Origin of the sequence: Actinoalloteichus hymeniacidonis, assembly GCF_014203365.1 — a bacterium.
Lineage (GTDB): Bacteria > Actinomycetota > Actinomycetes > Mycobacteriales > Pseudonocardiaceae > Actinoalloteichus_A > Actinoalloteichus_A hymeniacidonis.
Genome location: NZ_JACHIS010000001.1, coordinates 1,255,448 through 1,275,620 on the forward strand (window position 1 = coordinate 1,255,448; position 20,173 = coordinate 1,275,620).

The 20,173-nt window shown below is 70.5% G+C and carries 19 protein-coding genes; 9 read left to right on the plus strand and 10 right to left on the minus strand.

What is annotated here, in order from left to right; genetic code table 11:
- Positions 1-82 precede the first annotated feature (82 nt).
- Complete coding sequence (gene metF, locus BKA25_RS05685) at positions 83-967, plus strand: methylenetetrahydrofolate reductase [NAD(P)H] (protein WP_069853990.1); 885 nt, start codon at positions 83-85, stop codon at positions 965-967.
- A 75-nt stretch (positions 968-1,042) separates the two neighbouring features.
- Here metF and BKA25_RS05690 read toward each other — a convergent pair whose 3' ends face one another.
- Positions 1,043-1,726 (minus strand): DUF3153 domain-containing protein, encoded by a 684-nt coding sequence (locus BKA25_RS05690; RefSeq protein ID WP_069851558.1) that lies wholly within the window; start codon positions 1,724-1,726, stop codon positions 1,043-1,045.
- A 142-nt stretch (positions 1,727-1,868) separates the two neighbouring features.
- On the opposite strand from BKA25_RS05690, the gene BKA25_RS05695 reads away from it, so the two are divergent.
- Positions 1,869-3,575, plus strand: coding sequence for a DUF885 domain-containing protein (locus tag BKA25_RS05695; protein ID WP_069851556.1), 1,707 nt, complete (start codon positions 1,869-1,871; stop codon positions 3,573-3,575).
- Positions 3,576-3,662: 87 nt separating this feature from the next.
- On the opposite strand, the gene BKA25_RS05700 is transcribed toward BKA25_RS05695, so the two are convergent.
- A complete protein-coding gene (locus BKA25_RS05700) occupies positions 3,663-4,175 on the minus strand; it encodes a GNAT family N-acetyltransferase (RefSeq protein ID WP_069853989.1) in 513 nt (170 codons plus the stop codon).
- Between the two features lie 53 nt (positions 4,176-4,228).
- Positions 4,229-4,726, minus strand: coding sequence for a YbaK/EbsC family protein (locus BKA25_RS05705; RefSeq protein ID WP_069851554.1), 498 nt, complete (start codon positions 4,724-4,726; stop codon positions 4,229-4,231).
- Between the two features lie 130 nt (positions 4,727-4,856).
- Between BKA25_RS05705 and BKA25_RS05710 the strand changes: the two genes are divergently transcribed.
- On the plus strand, positions 4,857-5,327 hold the full coding sequence (locus BKA25_RS05710; protein WP_236750360.1) for an SAV_6107 family HEPN domain-containing protein: 471 nt from the start codon (positions 4,857-4,859) through the stop codon (positions 5,325-5,327).
- Entirely contained in the window at positions 5,324-6,106 is a 783-nt protein-coding gene (locus BKA25_RS05715) for a maleylpyruvate isomerase N-terminal domain-containing protein (protein ID WP_069851552.1), read from the plus strand. The genes BKA25_RS05710 and BKA25_RS05715 overlap by 4 nt, the downstream gene beginning before the upstream one ends.
- A 90-nt stretch (positions 6,107-6,196) precedes the next feature.
- Here BKA25_RS05715 and BKA25_RS05720 read toward each other — a convergent pair whose 3' ends face one another.
- Positions 6,197-11,125 (minus strand): Lhr family helicase, encoded by a 4,929-nt coding sequence (locus BKA25_RS05720; RefSeq protein ID WP_069851550.1) that lies wholly within the window; start codon positions 11,123-11,125, stop codon positions 6,197-6,199.
- Positions 11,126-11,357: 232 nt separating this feature from the next.
- Here BKA25_RS05720 and BKA25_RS05725 point away from each other — a divergent pair, with 232 nt between their 5' ends.
- Positions 11,358-13,298: an Hsp70 family protein gene (locus tag BKA25_RS05725; RefSeq protein WP_069851547.1), complete on the plus strand. Its 1,941-nt coding sequence runs from the start codon at positions 11,358-11,360 to the stop codon at positions 13,296-13,298.
- 60 nt (positions 13,299-13,358) lie between these two features.
- Here the strand turns inward: BKA25_RS05725 and BKA25_RS05730 are convergent, their stop codons facing one another.
- The 3 genes from BKA25_RS05730 to BKA25_RS05740 form a co-directional block, all read right to left on the minus strand.
- Entirely contained in the window at positions 13,359-13,553 is a 195-nt protein-coding gene (locus tag BKA25_RS05730) for a DUF3046 domain-containing protein (RefSeq protein ID WP_069851545.1), read from the minus strand.
- Between the two features lie 67 nt (positions 13,554-13,620).
- Entirely contained in the window at positions 13,621-13,761 is a 141-nt protein-coding gene (locus tag BKA25_RS05735) for a hypothetical protein (RefSeq protein ID WP_172803854.1), read from the minus strand.
- 93 nt (positions 13,762-13,854) lie between these two features.
- On the minus strand, positions 13,855-14,703 hold the full coding sequence (locus tag BKA25_RS05740; protein ID WP_069851544.1) for a DUF4383 domain-containing protein: 849 nt from the start codon (positions 14,701-14,703) through the stop codon (positions 13,855-13,857).
- 21 nt (positions 14,704-14,724) lie between these two features.
- Here BKA25_RS05740 and BKA25_RS05745 point away from each other — a divergent pair, with 21 nt between their 5' ends.
- Both BKA25_RS05745 and BKA25_RS05750 read left to right on the plus strand, forming a co-directional pair.
- Positions 14,725-15,846 carry an NAD(P)H-dependent flavin oxidoreductase gene (locus BKA25_RS05745; protein WP_084643328.1) on the plus strand — a complete coding sequence of 374 codons (1,122 nt, stop codon included), beginning with the start codon at positions 14,725-14,727 and terminating at the stop codon, positions 15,844-15,846.
- Between the two features lie 136 nt (positions 15,847-15,982).
- Positions 15,983-16,633 (plus strand): MOSC domain-containing protein, encoded by a 651-nt coding sequence (locus BKA25_RS05750; RefSeq protein WP_069851540.1) that lies wholly within the window; start codon positions 15,983-15,985, stop codon positions 16,631-16,633.
- Positions 16,634-16,654: 21 nt separating this feature from the next.
- Here BKA25_RS05750 and BKA25_RS05755 read toward each other — a convergent pair whose 3' ends face one another.
- Positions 16,655-17,620: a zinc-binding dehydrogenase gene (locus BKA25_RS05755; protein WP_069853987.1), complete on the minus strand. Its 966-nt coding sequence runs from the start codon at positions 17,618-17,620 to the stop codon at positions 16,655-16,657.
- A 31-nt stretch (positions 17,621-17,651) separates the two neighbouring features.
- Between BKA25_RS05755 and BKA25_RS05760 the strand changes: the two genes are divergently transcribed.
- Positions 17,652-17,903, plus strand: coding sequence for a hypothetical protein (locus tag BKA25_RS05760; protein ID WP_069851538.1), 252 nt, complete (start codon positions 17,652-17,654; stop codon positions 17,901-17,903).
- 73 nt (positions 17,904-17,976) lie between these two features.
- Positions 17,977-18,327, plus strand: a complete 351-nt coding sequence (locus BKA25_RS05765; RefSeq protein WP_069851536.1) for a barstar family protein — start codon at positions 17,977-17,979, stop codon at positions 18,325-18,327.
- Between the two features lie 65 nt (positions 18,328-18,392).
- On the opposite strand, the gene BKA25_RS05770 is transcribed toward BKA25_RS05765, so the two are convergent.
- Both BKA25_RS05770 and BKA25_RS05775 read right to left on the minus strand, forming a co-directional pair.
- Complete coding sequence (locus BKA25_RS05770; RefSeq protein WP_069851534.1) at positions 18,393-19,226, minus strand: class I SAM-dependent methyltransferase; 834 nt, start codon at positions 19,224-19,226, stop codon at positions 18,393-18,395.
- Positions 19,227-19,356: 130 nt separating this feature from the next.
- The gene (locus BKA25_RS05775) at positions 19,357-20,154 is read right to left on the minus strand and encodes an enoyl-CoA hydratase-related protein (RefSeq protein WP_069851532.1); all 798 of its coding nucleotides are present in this window, start codon (positions 20,152-20,154) and stop codon (positions 19,357-19,359) included.
- Between the last annotated feature and the right edge of the window lie 19 nt (positions 20,155-20,173).

Here is a 20,173-nt window from a genome sequence, read left to right on the forward strand (position 1 = left end):
GGGTCGTGATTCGACTGCGAAGTCGGTATGCATCGGTGCTCCACACCTTGTTCACCATGTGGACCCCCTTAGGGTGGAATTCATGACTCGCGTCGTGGATCGATTGAGGGCACAGCGCCCGGTGTTCTCCGTGGAGTTCTTCCCACCCCGCGACGACGAGAGCGAACGGCAGCTGTGGCGGACGATTCGCGAGCTGGAGCCGCTCGATCCGGCGTTCGTCTCCATCACCTATGGGGCGGGCGGATCGAGCCGGGATCGGACCATCAGGACCACCGGACGGATCGCCCAGGAGACCACCCTGGTGCCGATGGCTCACCTGACCGGGGTCGATCACTCGCTGGCCGAGCTACGCAACGTCATCGGCTGGTACGCCGCCGTCGGAGTGCACAACGTGCTGGCGGTTCGGGGAGACCCGCCCGGCGACCCGATGGGCGAGTGGTTGCCGCACCCCGAGGGCATCACCTACGCCGAGGAACTGGTGCGGTTGGTTCGGGAACTCGGCCCGTTCTGCATCGGCGTCGCCGCGTTTCCCTATGGGCATCCGCGTTCGGCGGATCTGGAGGTCGACGCGGATCATCTGGTGCGCAAGATCGAGGCAGGCGCCGATTTCGCCATCGCCCAGCTCTTCTTCGAACCCGACGATTTCCTTCGGCTGCGGGATCGGCTGGCAGCCAGGGGTTGTGACGTTCCGCTGCTGCCCGGGGTGATGCCGTTGACCACGATGCGCACCCTGCGCAAGACCGTCGAGCTCTCCGGCGCGGACGTGCCGCCGTTCCTCGCCAAGCGTTTGGAGCGATTCGCCGACGACCCGAGGGGTTTCCGGGCCGAGGGCATCGAGGTGGTCACCGAGCTGTGCTCGAAGCTGTTGGCCGAGGGCGTCGACGCGCTGCACTTCTACACACTGAACCGCTCGCCCGCCACCAGGGAGGTCGTCGGCCGACTGGGGCTGCTGCCCGCGAGGTCGTGACACGTACCCTCGGCGCGGGCCGGGAGCGGCTGCCTGCGCCGAGGGCAACCGATGTCGAGGGCAACCGACGTCGAGTCAGGAGTCGCGCTGCACGAGCCTGCGGCTGAAGCGGTGCGAGCGCAGTGCGAGGGCGCCGACCGCGACGGACGCGCCGCCCGTCAGCCCGCCGACGATGAGCGAGCCCAGCAGCCAGGTGTCGCCCGCCCCACCATGCTGCAACGACGCCCGCAGGGTGTTCAGCTCGCCGACCCTCGGCCGCCAGGTGACGGTCTTGCCCTCCACCCGGCCGTTGGTGTTGTGCACCTCGGCCGGGAAGGTGATGGCGATCTTGATGTCGGCGTTCTCCTCGCGGACCTTGCTGAGATCCATCGTGGTGTTGAACGACAGGTTCTCGCCGATCTGACGCAGGCTGACGCGATAGCGGGTCGGGTCCGGGCCGGTGCTGGTCAGCTCCTGAAGCTGCTCGAAGGTCAGGTTCTGGAAGGTCAGCAGGGTGCCGACATAGCCGTCCTCGTCATACGGCTCGACCGCGACGAGTTGGTCCATCCCCGGCGGCACCTGGACCACCGGTCCCATGTCGTCGGGGCGACTGGGCGTGGCGGCGATGACGAACCGCCCGGAGACCCGGTCCTGGTCGTTGATGTCCATGGTCAGGTCCAGTCGCAGGCACCCGCAGAGGGACAGGGCGACGAACGACAGGACCAACGCGAGCGCCGGAACTCTCCGGCGGCTGCGGGGTACCTCCAGCTGCGTGGCCACCCGGCCATCGTGGCAGCAGCATCGGCGATTCCGCCCGAGATGCGCGGGCAGGCGGGCAGGACTAGAAAGCGGGCGGTGCCGCCCGAGCGCGAACGGAAAAAACCCGGGGAGAGGCGGGCTTCTCGACAGGTAGCGTGCCGTCATGTCCTCTTCTTCCTCCCAACCCGACCACGGCGTTCACGCCATCAGTGATCGATACGTGGACGACTCGGTGGCCCTGGCGCCGAACGAGGCGACCTTCATGGGTATCGACGGCTACGACGACAAACTGACCGACTTCTCCCCGGAGGGCTTCCGCGACCGGGGTCGGCTCGTGTCCGACGCGCTGCGTGCGATGGCCGACGTGGAGCCTGCCGACGACGCCGAGCGGGTCGCCAAGGCGGTCTTCCAGGAGCGGGTCGGTCTCAGCGACGAACTGCACCAGGCGGGTCTGGACTCGTCGGCGCTGAACATCATCGCCAGCCCCGTGCAGGAGATCAGGGAGCTTTTCGACCTGATGCCGACCGACACCACGGAGCACTGGGAGAACATCGCCGCCCGGTTGAAGGGCGTTCCCACGGCGCTGGCGGGGCTGCGGGTCTCGCTGGGCGAGTCCGCGGATGCGGGCCGCTGTTCCGCGTTGCGGCAGATCCGGCGGGTCGCCGAGCAGTGCGACACCTGGTCGGGACAGGGCGATGTCACCTCGTTCTTCGTCTCCCTGACCGACGGCGCGCAGCAGCGGACCGACGTCGGCGCGGCCCTGCGCACCGAACTGGCGGCCGGGGCGAAGGCGGCCTCGGAGGCCTACGCGGACTTCGGCCGGTTCCTCCGCGACGACCTCGCACCGAAGGCACCCCGCAAGGACGCCGTCGGCCGCGAGACCTACCAGCTCTTCTCCCGATACTTCCTCGGCGCCCGGTTGGACCTCACCGAGGCCTACGAGTGGGGCTGGGAGGAGTTCTTCCGTATCGAGAAGGAGATGCACGAGCTGGCGGGGCGACTGCTCCGGCCGGGTGCCTCGCTCGCCGAGACCGCCCAGGCGCTGGACCGCGACCCGCGCTACCGGGTGGACGGGCAGGACGCCTTCCAGCGCTGGATGCAGGACCTCTCGGACACCGCGCTGCGCGAACTGCGCGGCACCCACTTCGAGATCGCCGACGAGCTGATGCGGCTCGAGTGCCGTATCGCGCCGCCCGGCGGCGGCAACGGGGCCTACTACACCGGTCCGAGCGAGGACATGACCCGGCCGGGTCGGATGTGGTGGTCGGTCAACACCGACAAGAGTGATTTCTCGACCTGGCGCGAGGTCACCACCGTGTACCACGAGGGGGCGCCCGGTCATCACCTGCAGATCGCCACCGCGGTCAACCAGCAGGATCGACTCAACAAGTTCCAGCGCCTGATGTGCTTCGTGTCCGGCCACGGCGAGGGCTGGGCGCTGTACTCGGAGCGGCTCATGCGCGAGCTGGGCTACCTCTCCGACGACGGCGACCTGATGGGGATGCTCAGCGCGCAACTGCTGCGGGCGGCTCGGGTGATCGTCGACATCGGCATGCACCTCGAACTGGAGATCCCGGCGGGCACCGGCTTCCACGAGGGCGAGCGCTGGACGCCCGAGCTGGGTCTGGAGTTCATGCTCGACCGCACCATCGAGGACCGCGACCTGATCCCCGACGAGGTGGACCGCTACCTCGGCTGGCCCGGTCAGGCCCCGTCCTACAAGCTCGGCGAGCGGTTGTGGCTTGCGGCCCGGGATGACGCCCGTCGTCGCGGCGGCGCCGATTTCGACCTCAAGACCTTCCACCGGCAGGCCCTCGACCTGGGTTGCCTCGGATTGGACGACCTTCGGGCCCAGCTCGCCCTGCTCTGAGTCGGCTCTCCGAGGTCCTCGATCCGGCCGAGGGGCAGGCCCGCGCGGGTTTGAACACCCGGGTGGGCCTGCGTCGCGGCCGGGCCGCTAGTCCAGCGGGAGCGGCCTGCCGAGCACCGCGAACGGGCGTGGGTCGCCCGCGAAGCGGTAGTTGCGCAGGACGTCCTCGAACCCGACTCGGCGGTACAACTGCCACGCCCGGCTCGGACCCTCCGGGGTGGACAACAGCACCTGAGCGCCGATGGCCTCGTCCAGCAGCATCCGCAGCAGGGCCTCGCCGATGCCCCGGCCCTGAGTGCCCGGCAGGACGTGGAGTTCGGTGAGTTCGAAGTAGTCGCGAAGCCAGTACCGCGCTCCATCGGCGTCGCCGGTGTCGAGCAGTCCGTGGTGCACCTGTTCGTACCACCATTGGCCGGGGGCGCCCCGATAGCCGTAGGCCACGCCGACCATGTCGCCCCGGCGATCGACGGCGGCGACGCCGCGCCAGCCCTCTCGGGCGGCGTGTCCCAGCCAGGTCGGCCCGCGATGGTGCATGGCGCTGGGCGGGTACCGCATCGCGGTGACGTAGACGTGCAGCGCCTCACCGAGTCGGGATTGCATCTCTTCGGGTGACAATTCGATGAGACGTTCCCAGTCCGCGGTTGCCGCTGCGCTCACGAGGTGGGACTCCCGGTCGCCGCGACGTCGAGCACGCGGCCGCCGGTCAGCCGGACCAGCTCCTCGAAGGTGGAGGGGTACACGGCCTTGGGGTGACCTGCGGCCGCCCAGATCACCGGGTACTGCTGGAGGGCGGCGTCGATCAGCGTGGTGATCGGCACGGGATGGCCGACCGGGGAGACACCGCCGATCACCTGGCCGGTGTGCAGTCGGACGTAGTCGGGCTTGGCGCGGCCGACCTGCTGCGCTCCGATCGCGGAGGCCAGCAGCGTGGTGTCGGCGCGATGCGCGCCGGAGGTGAGCGCCAACAACGGAGCCGGACCGGCGTCGAAGATCAGGCTGTTGGCGATGGCGCCGACGTCGACGCCTACCGCGTCGGCCGCCTGGGCCGCCGTTTTGACATCGGATTCCAGGATCCGGATGCGCTGTGCCGATTCGTCGAGACCTGCCGCGATCAACGCCGCCGCGACCCGCTGTATACCAGGGTGCTCCATCGGGCTCACCCATTCATCAGATCACGTCTGGCGCGCCGCCGGCACCTCGGGTTACTGTGGAGGCATTCGAACATCAGTTCGAATTCTGTTCTGACTCGTCCTCGCGAGCAAGCTATCTCCGGAGGCCGCCGTGTTCGTCCGATTCGACTCCGTCGTGACCCGTCCCGAGCCCGCCGATCAGGCTCTTGCGCTCGGGACGGTTCCTGCCGCGCGGCGTGTCCCCGTACCTCCCCCCTCGGCGCTCGACCTCCTTCGGCAGGCCCGCCTCGCTCTGGCCGAGGCGAGAGTCGCCGCCGACCATCACGACCGCTTCCTCGCGGCCTACCTGAGCGCGCTGCGGTCCGGCGCGGCCGTGCTCGCCACCAGGGCCCGCCCGGAGCCGGGGCTCGGCAGGCCGCGCAGCGTGTGGGGCCTGCTGGCCGGGGTCGCACCCGGATTGGCCGAGTGGGCGGGGTTCTTCGAGTCCTACGCCGCTCGCCGGGCCGCCGTGCAGGACGGCGAGCGCGACATCGTGTCGGTTCGCGACGCCGATGACCTCGAACGTCAGGTCCACGAGTTCACCCTGCTGGCCGAGGCGGCGGTATACGGGAGGCGGCGATGAGGCGAGTGACGGCCATCGACTACGAACGGTTCCTCGACGTCATGTGCATCGACGGAGAACGACTGGCGTCCTGCGTGGACAGTGCCCCCGGCGACAGCCCGGTTCCCGGCTGCCCCGGCCTGACCCTCGCCGAGACGGTGCAGCATCTCGGCGACGTCTATCGGTCCACCGCCGATCAGACCCGCCTCCCGAACAACCGAGAAGTCACCCCATCGAGTGGAATCAGGTCGTCGATTCCCGGCGATTCGGCCCGATTGGCCGCCTACCTGCGCGCCGGACTCGCCGAGGTCTCCGGGGAGCTGTCCGCCCACCGGCCGGAGGAACGGTGCGCCACCTGGTGGCCCGCCGATGCCAGCTTCGGTTTCTGGGCCCGCCGGTTGACCCACGAGACGATCGTGCACCGGGTCGACGTGCAGGCCGCGGCCGGACTCCGGCGGGACCACGTCGACACCGACATCGCGGTGGACGGCGTCGACGAGGTACTGACCCTGTGGTTCGACCACCAGCTCGGCGAGTTGGCGATCACCGCGTCCCGCGCGGCGACGGTGGCCGTGCGGACCGGCGGCCGGGCCTGGGTGGCCTATGCCGGCCCGACCGGCACCCGAGTGCGGGCGGTCGATCCGAATGCGGTCGGGCCGGTCGACGCGACGGTCTCCGGCGATCCATTCTCGGTCTACCTGTGGTTGTGGGGCAGGCTGCCGGACTGGACCGTCCGCTTCGAGGGCGACGCCGACGCCATCGCCCAGTTCTGGGTGCTGCTCAGCGTGGCCACCAGGTGACGACCGTTCGGGGCGACGCAGCGCCGCGTCGCCCCGAACGGCCACACCGGATTGCCGACGAGTCTCCGGGCCGATCGAAGACCGGTGAGGTCAGCCGCGTAGCCGCAGCCCCTTCGGGGTGCTGCGGAAACCCGCCTCGGTCAGCACGGCGGCCAGCCGCGAGCCCAACGCCTGCTCCCCATCGGTCCTGGTGAGCACCAAGGGCTCGACGCGGCCCGAGCGGACGACCGCCACCAACGCCGACGCCGCCAGCCGCAACTCCCGCTGCTCTTCGGTGAACGACAACAGGGATCGTCCGCCGCGCTCCACGTACAGCACCGCCTCGCCATCGACCGAGACGACCAGCGCGCCCGCCTTCCGACCCGGGCGGTGGGCACCGGCGCCGATCGGGGTCGGCCAGCCCAGGGCGGCGCCATACGGCTGCGCCGGGTCGGCCGCCGCCAGCACCAGTGCCCCCGGCGCACTCCTGTACCGGCCTGCTTCCCTGGACCACTCGCGCAGCCCGTCCACCGCGCCGGGCATTGCGAACTGGGCACCGCTCGGGCCCCGGACCAGCAGACCACGCCTGCACCGACCGGATTCCTCCATCGCCCGCAGCACCCGATACACCCCGGCGAAACCACCCGGCACCCGTTCGCCCTCCACGGAGCCCCTGGTGAGCACGCCGTGCCGAGCCAGCAGCGCCTCGGCCTGGGCATGTGCCCGCCGGGTCGGATCGGTCACCCGGACGGGCGCCAACGACCAGCGACCCGCGACCGTGGGCGGCCCGCCGGTGCCGGACAGCGGCCTGCCATGTCGGGTGGCCCGCAGCCCGGAACGGCGACCTCGGGGCGATACCGGTCGGGCTCGGTGGGTGGCGCCGCCACCGGAGATCAGCGCGCGCAGTCCGGCCAGCGTGTCGTTGGTGACCAACCCCGCCCAGACGAGTTCCCACAGCGCCGTGACGACCTCGCCCTCCGCGTGACGTGGCTCGCCGCGCTCCGCCGTCCACGTGCCGAGCCGGTCTACCAGGGTGCGGAAGAACAGCCCGCCCGGTTCCAACGCCGCGAGCACCGCCCGATGCAGTTCGGTGTCGAGACCCGGGTCCTCGACGGGAGGCGGGAGCACCAGCTCGGCGAGATCGGCGGGCGCCAATGCCAGCCAACCGTCGTTGCCGCCCAGCGCGCCCGCACCGCACCAGATGACCTCCCCGGCCGAGGTCAGCTCGTCGAGGGCGGCCGGTAGATAACCGGGCAACCGGGTGCCCATGATCATCGATTCCAGCGCGCTCGCGGGCAGCGGTGCGCCCGCCAGCTGCTCGATCACGGCCAAGACGTCGTCGGCGGTCGCCACGACCGGCTGTCGAGCAGGCGCCGCCGGAACCGTCTGCCGTTCCTGATCGGCGACATCGAGGACCGGCACGCCATGCCAATCGGGGAGGAACCGGCCGAGCGCGGCGGGCTCCACCGGCTCGACCTCGGCCCGCAGCCGCGCGAGCGAGCCGCGCCGCAGCCTGCGCAGCACCTCGACGTCGCAGTATTCGGTGGGGGCCGCCCCACGCTCGGTCGCGTCCGAGGCGGAGCCGTCGAGGGTCGCGGGTGCGTTCGCCGATTCGGACTCGACCGGTCGCAGCTCGCCCCGCGACAACCGGCCTGCGGCGGCGAGCCGATCCAGCCGGTCGGTCACCGGCCCGACGCCCACGCCGAACCGCGCGGCGGCCTGCGCCGCACGGAACGGCCCGCGACCTCGGGCATAGCGGATCAGCAGCTCGCCGAGGGCATCGGAGGTCGGTGCGAGCAACGCCCGAGGCAGTCCGGCGGGCAGCCGGACGCCGAGTGCGTCTCGATAGCGGGCGGCGTCCTCCACCGCAACCCAGCGGTCGGTCCCCGCCATCGACAACACCACCGCGCGCCCGGCCGTGACGAGTTCCTCGGCCCACTCCGGTAGCCCGCCCCTGGCGATGAGCTCCTCGCGATCCAGATCGCCGAGGAATCGCAGCAGGTCGGCCACGCCCTCGACATCGGACACCCGATGCTCCGGATCGGTCCGTTGCAGGGCCGCCTCGATCTCCGCCAACACCGTGGGATCGAGGAGATCGCGCACGGCGTCGGAACCCAGCAACTCGCCGAGCAACGTGGGATCCAACGTCAGTCCGGCCGCCCGCCGCTCGGCCAACGGGGTGTCCCCGCCGTAGAGGAACATCGCCACGTATCCGACCAGCAGCGCGCGGGCGAACGGCGATGGCGCAGGCGTCTGCACCTCGATGACCTGGATACGACGGGTCGAGGCGTCGCGCTGCACCGCGACGAGCCCTGGCAGGTCGTAGACGTCGCGCAGGCACTCCCGCATCGTCTCCAGCATCACCGGGAACCGCTCGTACTGGGCCGCCACCGTCAACAACTGCGCGGAGCGTTGCCGTTGCCGCCACAGCGGACTCCGCCGTCGGGGATCCCACCGGGGCAGCAGCAACGACCGCGCGGCGCACTCGCGGAAGCGGGCGGCGAACAGCGCGGAGGTGCCCACCTCGGCGCTGACCAGCCGCTCCACCTGGTCGGGGTCGAAGAGGATGTCCTCGGCGCCGACGGTGTGCTCGCCGTGTTCCTCGGCGACCTCGGCGGGTAGCCGAAGCACGATGCCGTCGTCGGCGTGCACGATCTGCGGATCGATCCCGAGTCGATCGCGCAGCCGGGCCGCGATGAGCAATGCCCACGGCGCGTTGACGCGATCGCCGAAGGGGGAGTGCACCACCCACTGCCAGTCGCCGAGCTCGTCGCGAAAGCGTTCGAGGACCACGGTGCGATCGTCGGAGACGCGGCCGGTGGCCGCCCGCTGGTCGGCGAGATAGGCCAGCAGGTTCCCGCACGCCCAGTCGTCCAGTCCCGCCTCCTCGGCGCGCCTGCGGGCCTCGGCGGGTTCGGCGGCGACGACCTCCCGGACGAACCTGCCGAGGGCGATCCCCAATTCCAGCGGCCGTCCCGGCGAATCGCCCTTCCAGAACGGCATCCGCGCCGGTTGTCCGGGGGCGGGCACCACGATGACCCGGTCGTGGGTGATCTCCTGCACCCGCCACGAGCTGGTGCCGAGTAGGAAGGTGTCGCCCACCCGGGACTCGTAGACCATCTCCTCGTCCAGCTCGCCGACCCGCGAGCCGGTCTCGCCCTCGCCGCCGGGCGTCGTGACGAGGAACAGCCCCCGATCGGGGATGGTGCCGCCGGAGGTCACGGCCAGCCGTTGCGCGCCGGGCCGCGCGTGCAGCACATCCGCGCCGCGATCCCAGACGATCCTGGCCCGCAGCTCGCCGAACTCCTCGCTGGGATACCGGCCCGCGAGCATGTCCAGGACCGAGTCCAGCGCGGACCCCGGCAGCTCGGCGAACGGCGCCGCCCGCCGCACCAGCGCGGCGAGCTCATCCACCGACCACTGATCCATCGCCACCATCGCCACGATGTGCTGGGCCAAGACGTCCAGCGGATTGCGGGGAAACCGGATCTCCTCGATGGCCCCACCGCGCATCCGCTCCGCGACGACCGCGCAGGAGACCAGGTCGCTGCGGAATTTCGGCAACATCACCCCGGTCGACACCGCGTCGACGTGGTGACCGGCCCGCCCGACCCGTTGCAGTCCCGCAGCCACGCTCGGCGGTGCCTCCACCTGGATCACCAGGTCGACCGCGCCCATGTCGATGCCCAACTCCAACGAGGAGGTCGCCACGACACACGGCAGCAGCCCCGCCTTGAGCTCCTCCTCGACCTCGGTGCGCTGGAGCCGGGCCATCGAGCCGTGGTGGGCCTTGGCGACGACGGCGGGCGCCCCGGTCGTCACACCGGACTGGCCGACCGCCTCCGCCGGGAACCGGCGCGGATCGGCAGGCGGCCCGGTTCGGGACGACGCCGTGGGCGACCCGGTCGCGGGTGGCGTCGGTGAATCGCCGAGCAGACCGTCCGTGGCGTCGGATCCGCCGGTGTCCAGTTCCTCCGCGGGACCGGGCGCCGCGTCGAGCGATGCCGCCTCGGGCTCCGCAGCGTCCGCCTCCATCGCGACCAACTCGTTGAGCCGGGCGGTGAGCCGCTCGGCGAGCCGCCGCGAATTGACGAAGACGATGGTCGACCGATGGGCGCGAACGAGGTCCAGGACCCGTTGTTCCACGGCGGGCCAGATCGAGGCAGCCGGAATCTGCGGCTCGGAATCGGATGCGTCGTCGGGTGCCTGCGCGGGACGCCGGGTGCGTGCCGACTGCACGTCGGACTCCGGCGCGTGCTCGTCCAACCGGGACATGTCCGGCACCGGCACCTCGACGCGGACCTCGACCTCCTTGGGGTGGTCGGGCCGGACGATCTCCACCGGCCTGCCGCCGGCGAGGAAGGTGGCGATCTCCGCCACCGGTCGAACGGTCGCCGAGAGCCCGATCCGCTGGGCGGGCGCCGCCAGCAGGGCATCCAGTCGTTCCAGGGACAGCGCGAGATGCGCGCCGCGTTTCCCACCAGCCACGGCATGTACCTCGTCGACGATCACCGTCTGCACCCCGCGCAACGACTCGCGGGCCGCCGAGGTCACCAGCAGGAACAGCGACTCGGGTGTGGTGACCAGGACATCGGGGGGTGTCCGGTTGAAGCTGCGCCGAGTGGTGGCATCGGTGTCCCCGGTGCGCATCCCCACGGTGATGTCCGGGGCGGGCAGCCCGAGGCGGACGGCGGACCGACCGATCCCGGCCAGCGGCCCACGCAGGTTGCGTTCCACATCGACCGCCAACGCCTTCATCGGCGACACGTACAGCACTCGGCAGCGTTCGCGCGGCTCGGCGGTCGGCCCGGTCACCGCGAGTCGGTCCAGGGCCCAGAGAAACGCGGCGAGGGTCTTCCCGGCGCCGGTCGGCGCGATGACCAGGGCATGTCCGCCGCTCGCCGCCGCCCGCCAGGCACCGCTCTGCGCCGAGGTCGGCGCGGGGAACGCTTCCGTGAACCAATCCCTGGTGGCGGGCGAGAACAACTCGACGCCGTCGTCCGCCGGAGCGGCGCCGGCCCGGCCGTGTCCTGCGGTCATCGGGTCATCCTCACCCAGGCCACCGACGACTTCGAGTCGGTCGCGTACCGACGGTCACCGCCGCGCTGCGCAGCGCCCGCACCTTCCTCCCCGGTCGTACTCCGCAGCACAGGGAAATACCGACAACCGCAGATATCGGTCCGGGTGGCATGGCACGATTCGGGCTGCTTGCCAGCATCGCGCGATCACCCGTCTGGGGGCGCGAGGTAGTGACGGTGTCGAGGAGAGTGCTGTGCGCGTCCTGTCCGTGGACCTGGGAACGTCGAACACCGTTGCGGTGCTGTCCGCGCACGGGCGGGAGGCCAGGGTCGTCGAGGTCGACGGTGCGGCCACCATGCCGTCATCGGTGTTCGCCGACGAGGACGGACAGTTGGTCGTCGGCCGGGATGCCGACCGGCGGGCCCGATTGGACCCGGCCCGGTACGAGCCGAACCCGAAGCGTCGGGTTGACGAGGGCTCCCTGCTGTTGGGTGCCGAGGTCGTCTCGGTCACCACCGCACTGGCCGCTGTGCTCAGCAGGGTCGCCGGGGAGACCAGCCGACAACTCGACGGTGGGAAACCCGACGAGGTGCGACTGACCCATCCCGCGCAGTGGGGTTCGACCCGCCGGGCGGTGTTACTCGCCGCCGCCCGGGAGGCCGGTCTCGGCAACGACCTCGTGCTCGTCCCGGAACCCGTCGCGGCCGCGGCGCATTTCGCGTCGTTCCCGGATCGCTCGTTGCCACCGGGCAAGAGCCTCGCCGTGTACGACCTCGGCGCCGGCACCTTCGACTGCGCGGTGGTCAGCGCGACGCAGAACGGCTTCGCGGTGCTCGCCGAGAACGGGCTGCCCGATCTGGGCGGGCTCGACGTCGACCAGGTGTTGCTGGAACACGTCGGCAGGCAGGTGTCGCAGAGGGACCCCGCCGCCTGGCAACGGCTGCTCCGCCCGGAGACCATCGGCGACCGGCGTGCCCAGCGTGCCCTGCGCGAGGACGTCAAGGCCGCGAAGGAGACCCTGTCCCGGCACCCGCAGACCGAGGTCCCGCTGCCGGACCCCTTCCAGGACGTCCTGGTGACCAGGACCGAGCTGGAGGCATTGATCCGCCCCAGCCTGCTGCGCAGCGTCGAACTGCTCAAGGCCACGATTCGGGCGGCGGGCACCACCCCGGAGGCATTGGCCGGGATCTACCTGGTGGGTGGTTCGAGCCGGATCCCCCTGGTGGCGACCCTGATCGCCGAGCAGACCAAGGTCGTCGCGACGAGCCTGGATCAGCCGGAGACTGCGGTGGCACTGGGCTCGCACCACGTGCCGAGGGACGGCGTGACCATGCGCACGCACGACCTCGACCCCGAGCAGCTCACGCCCAGCGCGCCTGCCCCGATCGTCACGCCGACCCCGGTGAGCAGCAGGCCTTTCGCGCCGAGCACCCCCGGCGAGGGCCAGCCCGCGTTGCCGGAGAGCTATGCCGCCCCGCAGCCGACCTACCCGCCCACCGCCCAGCAGCACGCCTACCCGACCACGCACGCCCAGCCCACCCTCGGCTACGGCACCGGCCAGCACGGCGCCCCGGACTACCGCTCCGGCTACCCGATGCAGGGCAGCGCGCCGCAGCCCCCGGCCCCTCGGCGACGGACCGGGGTGCTGATCTCGGCGATCGTCGGTGTGGTGGTGCTGGCGGCCGGTGCGGTCGTCGGCGGGATCTACTTGTTCGGCTCGCCCACGCTGCCCACCGCCGAGGACTGCTCCTCGGCAGGGGAACTCGACGAGAACGGTTTCTCCGCGTGTCTGCGCCAGCTCGCGGGCACCGTGCCGGACCGGCATGACTGCGGCCCCGGCGACGTCGAGGCCAGTGGTTCCTCGGGCTCGGAGATCGTCACCTGCCAGTTCAGCGCGGGATCCGAGAGCTACTCGCTCGCCTACACCCACACGGACTCGGTCGAGGCGGCGCAGAGCACCGCGGACTCCTGGATCGCCAACGGCGAAGGCGACCTGGTCGAGGCGCAGTGGGAGGGCAACGGTCTACGCGGTCGCTATCAGGCCACGGCCAGCGCGGGGCGCGGCGTGCTGGTGTTCACGGCCGAGGACCGTCCGTTGGCGGGATTCCTGCTGGCCAACAGCTCGCAGGCGGAGGACTTCACCCCGGACGAGCTGGCCGACTACTTCGAGGAGAGCATCCAGCCGGGTTCCTGATCGGAGGCCAAAGGGCGGCGGTCGAGACCCGGCCGCCGCCGGGGGACCGAAGCTAGGCGGTCAACGTCGTTCGGCGGGGATCTCGAAGGCCTGGCACACGGCTCGCCAGGCCTGCCGGGGCTCCACTCCCGCCTCCAACGCCTCGTCGACCGTTCGTCCACCGAGTTCGGAGAAGACGTGGTCCCTGGCGAGCATCTCGGCGCGGACCCGACCGAATTCCTCGGCCATCGCGCTACGGAAGGCGGTGTGTCGCATCCCGACTACCGTAGTCGGCCGGTGTTCGCCGTCGGTGTCTGGCTCGGTCCGTCCGGGTCGGTCCTGCTCAGCGCTTGCGCTGCCGCCACCACACCGACACGGCGACCAGCACCGTCGCCGCCAGCCCGGCGATCATGATCAACCTGCCCAGCGGGGAGGATAGTCCGGTCGGGTCGTTCTGCATCTCCATCTGCAAGGCGAGCAGCATGATGTCGGGCCTCGTTCCTCGTTGATCCGTTACGGCGGCCCTTCCCAGCATGCCTGCCCGACGCCTGCGTCGCCCGACCCGGCCCGCGCCGGATCACGCTCTGATGGTCGGTGGCCTGCGATGCCGCCCCGGGCCGCCGCGCCGATCCGACCGGCCCGAGCGCTGCTCCCGTGGCGCGGCCTGGCCGGGCTCGTTCTGCTGGGTGGGCACCTCGCCGTCCGCCTGAGTGTCGGACCGGGCGTCGGCCTGCGACCCGCCCTGCTGGGTGGGCACGGCCTCGTCCCGCTGGTCCCGCTCGTAGTTGCGCCACGCCTCCTGCTGGCGCTGCTGCGCCCGTCGCTCGGCGTCGTCGGCCACGAGTCGTTCCTGCTCCGGGGTGGCCTCGCCCTCCGCCACGGCGTGCTCGGCGCGGGCGAGCGGTTCGATCTCGGCGAGACGCCTGCGGTCGGCGGGATGCAGATGGCTGTGATCGTCCCTCGGGTCCTCGTGGTGCCGGGCCCGAACGAAGGGGTTGTCCTCCGGCAGTCCGCCGCTGAGCCTGCCGTAGAGGCCGAGGAAGAGCAGCAGCATGCCCACGACCAGGGAGAACACCACGTTCGGCAGCGTGAAGGCGAACACGTTCAACGGGGTTCTGATCACCGCGAGGTTGGCCATCCCCGAGACCAGGAACAGCACGCCGATGACGATGGCGGTCGTGGAGGCGACCACTCCGCCGATGAGTGCCGAGCCGATGAGGATGGCACCCACGACTAGCGAGATCACCGCGAGCAGACCGTTGCTCGACATCCCCAGGACGGGTTGGCCCTCGGTGGAGAAGAACTGCACACGGGCGATGAGCGCGAGCAGACCGAACAGGATGAGTCCGGCGCCGATCAGGCCGGCTCCGACTCGATAGACGGTGCTCAGCGGGCTTCCAGCGCGTAGGTACTGATTCATTCTCATGTCTGGCGACGCTCCCTCGGGATGGCTGGCGGCGGACCCGGCGGAACGCCAAGTGTGCTCGTCGTCTCGCCCCGCCGCAGACCCGTTCGAGCCGAGGTTGCGACTAGCGTGTCCCGCGTGATGGATGGGTTGCGTGTTCCGGTCATCGCGGCGCCGATGGCGGGTGGGGTCAGTACTCCGGAGCTCGTGGTAGCAGTGGGTGCGGCGGGCGGATTGGGCTTCCTGGCCACCGGCTACCTGTCGCCCGAAAGGGTGAAAGAGCAGATTCGGCGCACCCGGGCGCTGGACCGATGCCCATTCGGGGTCAATCTCTTCGTTCCCGGCTCGCCGTCGGGGGCGGACCTCACGGAGTACTCGCGGGTGATCGAGCGGGAGAGCCGCGCCATCGGGGTCGCTCCCGGCGAGCCGCGCTGGGAGGACGACGACTACCGGGCGAAATTGGACCTGCTGATCGCCGACCCGGTGCCCGTCGTGTCCTTCACCTTCGGGGCACCCACCGCGTCGGACGTCCGGCGACTACAGCGGGCCGGCAGCCGGGTCGTCGTCACCGTCACCTCGCCTGCGGAGGCGCGACTGGCCGAGGCCACCGGGGCGGACGCCCTGTGTCTGCAGGGCATCGAGGCGGGCGGGCATCGAGCGGTCTTCGTCGACGACGGCCACAGCCCCGCGGGCGGGCCCGCCCACGAACTGCTCGAACTGATCCGCTCGGTTCGCGCCGAGATCGACCTGCCGTTGATCGCTGCCGGCGGACTCGCCGACGGGGCCTCGATCGCCGCCGCGCTGGCTGCGGGCGCCACGGCCGCACAACTGGGCACCGCCCTGCTGCGCTGTCCGGAGGCGGGCACCCGTCCCGCGCATCGCAAGGCATTGACCGAGGGGCGCGCAACCGCCTTGACCAGGGCGTTCACCGGACGCCCCGCCCGAGGGCTGGTCAACACGATGCTGAGCAGGCTCAGCGAGACCGCGCCTGCGGCCTATCCGGAGGTGCACCACCTCACCGCGCCGATGCGAGCGGCCTTCGCGGCGGCGGGCGACCCGGAGGGCATCTCGGCCTGGGCGGGCACCGGCTCCGACCGGACTCGCGAACAACCCGCTGCGGGCCTGATCGACGAGCTTGCCGAGGAGATCGCCTCGCGGCGCTGAGCCCGCCCGTCCTCCCACCGGGACGGGTTCGGCCACGGTCTGCTTCTCGACGTGCCCATTCGCGCCCGGATGGGGTGATCCGAACCCCCTGAAAGGGGTTACACATCTGCCTGGATGGCTGCCTATCGTGGTTGGTATGTCAACCGTGAGCTCGGTGAACCTCGCTATGGTCCACACCGCAGACTGGGCAGGAAAACTCGGCAGCACCGGGATCGACAAGCGACCCGCCTCGGGGCGGATTCGGATCGAGAGCACCGGCGTCACAGGTGACACCGTGGTGAACAAGGTCGATCACGGCCGCTGGTTCCAGGCCGTCTACGCCTTCGACAGCGAGGACCTGGCCCATTGGTCCTCGGAGCTGGGCATGGAGCTGACGCCCGGCAAGGCGGGGGAGAACCTGACCACCTCGGAGATCGATATCGACGACGCGGTCATCGGCCAACGACTCCGCTTCGGCGACGCGGTGCTGCGGGTGACCGGGCCGCGCGTGCCCTGCCAGGTGTTCGCCGGATTCTGGGACGTCCGAGGCCTGGCCAAGAAGTTCACCGCACACGGCCGTCCCGGCACCTATCTCGCGGTCGAGGAACCGGGCGAGGTCTGGGCGGGCGCGCCGATCGAGGTGCTGAGCACTCCGGAACACGGGGTCACGGTTGCCGAGGTGTTCGCCGTGTCGCGCGGCCGCAGGTACGAACTCTCTGAGCACGTCGCCCAGGCCTTGGACGATCTGCCGCCGGAATGGGCCGAGGAGGTCCGGACCCGGATCGCGTTGGGCGCGGTCAGCGCCTGACCGCGCCGCCCGCTCTGCGGATCATCGGGTGAAGACGATCTTCCCGGCCGTGTTGCCCTCCTGCATCGCCGCGAAGCCCGCCGCCGCCTCCGGCAACGGCAGCGTCAGCCCGATCTGCGGGCGGATGTCGTGCAGTCGGAGGAACGAGATCAGGTCGATCAACTCCTGCCGGGTGCCCATGGTGGAGCCGAGCACCCGCAGCTGCAGGAAGAACACCCGCTGCAGATCGGCGCTCGGGTCCGCGCCGGTGGTGGTGCCGGAGACCACGAGAGCGCCGCCCGGCCGCAGCGACTTCAACGAGTGCGACCAGGTGGCCTTCCCGACGGTCTCGAATACCGCGTCCACCCGCTCGGGGAGCCGTGTTCCCGCTTCGAAGGTCGCATGGGCGCCCAGCGTCGTCGCCAACGCTCGCTTCTCCTCGGTCCGACCCGTCGACCACACCCGGACGCCCGCCGCGCTGGCGAGCTGGATCAACGCCGTGGCGACCCCACCGGAGGAGCCCTGCACCAACACCGTCTGACCCGGCCGCACCTGGGCCTGGACGAAGAGCATCCGATAGGCGGTCAGCCACGCCGTTCCCAGCGCGGCACTCTCCACGAAGGACAACTCGGTGGGCTTGGCCACGACATTGCCCTCGGGCACCACCACCGAGTCGGCGAACGTGCCCTGATGGCGTTCGGTCAACAGGGTCCGCTTCGGGTCCAGAGTCTCGTCACCACGCCAACCCGGGGCGTTGATCACCGGATGGATGACGACCTCGGTTCCGTCGTCGAGCACGCCCGCCCCATCGCACCCGAGGATCATCGGGAAGGCGTCGGCCTTGATACCCACCCCCCGCAGGGTCCATAGGTCGTGCATGTTCAGGCTGGCCGCCTTGACGTGCACCCGAACCCAGCCGTCGGGGACCGAGGGCTCCGGGCGTTCGCCGATCAAAAGCCCGGCGGTGGGATCGTTCGGATTTGCGGCGCTGGCATATACGGCGAACATCATCCGAACCTACCGCGTAGGCTCCGTACTCGTGTTGGCATCGGTGACCGGGTGGTGGGACGGCGTAGAGCTGTGGCTGGTGCAATCGCCTTTCGTGCTCCAGTTCGTCATGACCTTGGTCATTCTCGCCCCGCTGTGTTGGCTCGCCGCGTATGTGATCGACCGGGGCGTGGACCAGGTGTTCGCCTTCTTCGCCCGGCGTAGCCCTCGCAGATCCGAACCCGACGACGTCCGCGAAGGACTCGACAACGGCACCGGTCGTACCGCGGGAGGTGCGGCGTGAACTCGGGTCGACGCATCACCATCGTCCTAGTCGGACTGATCCTGCTGGTCATCGTGGCCTGGCTCGTGCAGCGATGAGTTGGGCCCCGGTCGTCGAGGCGATCGACGAGGCACATCGGGTCGGTGCCTGGCCGCATGTACTGGACGGCCGCGACTTCGCCGACGCCGAGACGACCATCGCGGCCATCGCCCGGCTGCTGGCCTTCCCCGACACCTTCGGGGGCAATCTCGACGCCCTGTACGACTATCTGCGGGACCTGTCCTGGCTCGATGCGGGCGAGCATCGACTGATCTGGGTTCATCTCGCCGGGCTGGCCGAGGACGATCCGACGCGGTTCCCGGGCATCCGGCGTGCCGTGCTCGACGCTGTGGATCAGGGCGAACAGGACGAGCGCAGCCTGTCGGCCGTGTTCATCGAGGTCTGAGCCCGCCGCTCGACCGTTCGGACAGCACGCCGGTCGACTCCGGACTCCGATGAGCCGATGCGATGTCAGGGGTGTCGGATCCGCAGCAGGTCCTGGGTGCAGTCGATCGTGTAGGAGCCGTCGTCGGCGGCGAAATGCTGTTGGACGTACTCGGTGACCTGGGCCCGGGTGGGATGCAGCTCGGCAGGCGCGATTCCGAGGATGAACTCGGCGACGGTCGTGGCGGTCTCCAGATCGGGGGCGCGCACCCTGGCCGGACTCGTGTCGATCCGCACAACCCACCGGCCCTCGGCATCACCGGTGAGGAACTCCTCGGCGGCCGAGGTGAGGTCGAATCGCAGTCCGGTGAAGTGCGCGACCATCACCATGGCGGCGCTGTCGGGGTTCTCCAACACGACGATCAACTGACCGGTGTCGGAGGTCCAGGAAGCGAGCCTGGCCAGCACCGGCGACCAGTCCTGCCTCGGTATGTAGTAGAGGACATGGGAGTTGAGCACCAGGTCTCCGCGCTCGGCGGGCTCGGTGTCCAGAATCTTTGTCGGCAGCACCGTCGCGGTCGGGCACACGGTCTGCAGGGTGACGCGCAGCTGGGAGTTCGGCTCGATCGCGATGGTGCGGCGGAACGATCCGCTCAACCAGGCGGTCGTGCCGCCCTCGCCCGCGCCCGCGTCGATCAACACGTCCCGACGGGGCAGCGCCTCCAGAATCGACTCCAGGTGATCCCACATTCGGCGTTTCTGGTCGGTGTGGGCGAGGAAGGCCGCGAATGCCTGGCTGTAGTTCTCGTCCTGCGGGTTGGCCGCGCCCGATGGCCCGGGCGGTTGCGATTCGGACGTCCCCGATGGGGTGGTCGCCTCGGATTCCTCGACGGAGCCGGACTTCTCGCTCGGCTGGCTCATCGTCACCCTCGCTGTTCCTCGCTGATCAGACAATCGGCTGGAATCAGGGGTACCCCATCTCGATGCCGAGCAGGCCGTTCACGCGCAGAATTCGTCACATCGATCTAGAGCACCGGCTGATCGACTCGGCTCAACGGGTGTCGTCGGTCGAGCCTGCGTCGGCGACGACCCAGCCGGGCAAGCGCTTCTCGGCGAAGGCCCGGATGCCCTCCTGCCCCTCCTCGCCTGCGAAGTGCCGGGCCGACAGGGCCAGCATCTCGGCGAACTCCTCGGCCAGGCTGCCCGCCCGAGGCGCCCGCAGCATCGCCTTCGTCGCGGCCAGGGCATTCGGCCCGCCTTTGGCCAGCATTCCGGTGAATCGGTCGATCTCGGCATCGAGCCGATCGGCGGGAACGGCCGAGTTGAGCAGTCCGATGTCGACCGCCCGCGCGGCATCGAAGGTCTCGCCGGTAAGGAAGAGCTCGTGTGCGGCCTTCGCTGCCAGTCTCGGCAACACCGTCACCGAGATGACCGCCGGAACCACGCCCAGCCGGACCTCGGAGAACGCGAAGGTGGCCGTATCGACGGCGACGGCGATGTCCGCGGCGGCCACCAGACCCACCCCACCAGCGCGGGCCGGACCGGCGAGCCGGGCGACGACCGGCTTCGGGCTGGTCCAGATCAGCTCCAGGATCTCCGGGAACTCGTTGACGCCCTGGTCGCCCGCCGTCGCATCGCGGGACTCCCGCAGGTCCATCCCGGAACAGAAGACCGGACCGGTGTGATCGAGGACGATGACCCGCACCGATTCGTCGGCGATGTCGGCCAGCAGATGCGCGCGCAGCTCGCGCCGCAGCGTGGCGGACAACGCATTGCGGTTCCTCGGGGAGTCGAGGGTGATCGTCGCCGTACCGTTCGCAACGCGATGCCGCACCAGGGTCTCGGTCATCCGCCGACACTAAGCGACC

Excerpts from the sequence above, each read along its gene's own strand:
- metF (WP_069853990.1), top strand. The coding sequence starts at position 83 with ATGACTCGCGTCGTGGATCGATTGAGGGCACAGCGCCCGGTGTTCTCC.
- BKA25_RS05695 (WP_069851556.1), top strand. The coding sequence starts at position 1,869 with ATGTCCTCTTCTTCCTCCCAACCCGACCACGGCGTTCACGCCATCAGT.
- BKA25_RS05700 (WP_069853989.1), bottom strand. The coding sequence starts at position 4,175 with ATGCAATCCCGACTCGGTGAGGCGCTGCACGTCTACGTCACCGCGATG.
- BKA25_RS05705 (WP_069851554.1), bottom strand. The coding sequence starts at position 4,726 with ATGGAGCACCCTGGTATACAGCGGGTCGCGGCGGCGTTGATCGCGGCA.
- BKA25_RS05715 (WP_069851552.1), top strand. The coding sequence starts at position 5,324 with ATGAGGCGAGTGACGGCCATCGACTACGAACGGTTCCTCGACGTCATG.
- BKA25_RS05720 (WP_069851550.1), bottom strand. The coding sequence starts at position 11,125 with ATGACCGCAGGACACGGCCGGGCCGGCGCCGCTCCGGCGGACGACGGC.
- BKA25_RS05730 (WP_069851545.1), bottom strand. The coding sequence starts at position 13,553 with ATGCGACACACCGCCTTCCGTAGCGCGATGGCCGAGGAATTCGGTCGG.
- BKA25_RS05735 (WP_172803854.1), bottom strand. The coding sequence starts at position 13,761 with ATGCTGCTCGCCTTGCAGATGGAGATGCAGAACGACCCGACCGGACTA.
- BKA25_RS05740 (WP_069851544.1), bottom strand. The coding sequence starts at position 14,703 with ATGAGAATGAATCAGTACCTACGCGCTGGAAGCCCGCTGAGCACCGTC.
- BKA25_RS05745 (WP_084643328.1), top strand. The coding sequence starts at position 14,725 with ATGGCTGGCGGCGGACCCGGCGGAACGCCAAGTGTGCTCGTCGTCTCG.
- BKA25_RS05750 (WP_069851540.1), top strand. The coding sequence starts at position 15,983 with ATGTCAACCGTGAGCTCGGTGAACCTCGCTATGGTCCACACCGCAGAC.
- BKA25_RS05755 (WP_069853987.1), bottom strand. The coding sequence starts at position 17,620 with ATGTTCGCCGTATATGCCAGCGCCGCAAATCCGAACGATCCCACCGCC.
- BKA25_RS05765 (WP_069851536.1), top strand. The coding sequence starts at position 17,977 with ATGAGTTGGGCCCCGGTCGTCGAGGCGATCGACGAGGCACATCGGGTC.
- BKA25_RS05770 (WP_069851534.1), bottom strand. The coding sequence starts at position 19,226 with ATGAGCCAGCCGAGCGAGAAGTCCGGCTCCGTCGAGGAATCCGAGGCG.
- BKA25_RS05775 (WP_069851532.1), bottom strand. The coding sequence starts at position 20,154 with ATGACCGAGACCCTGGTGCGGCATCGCGTTGCGAACGGTACGGCGACG.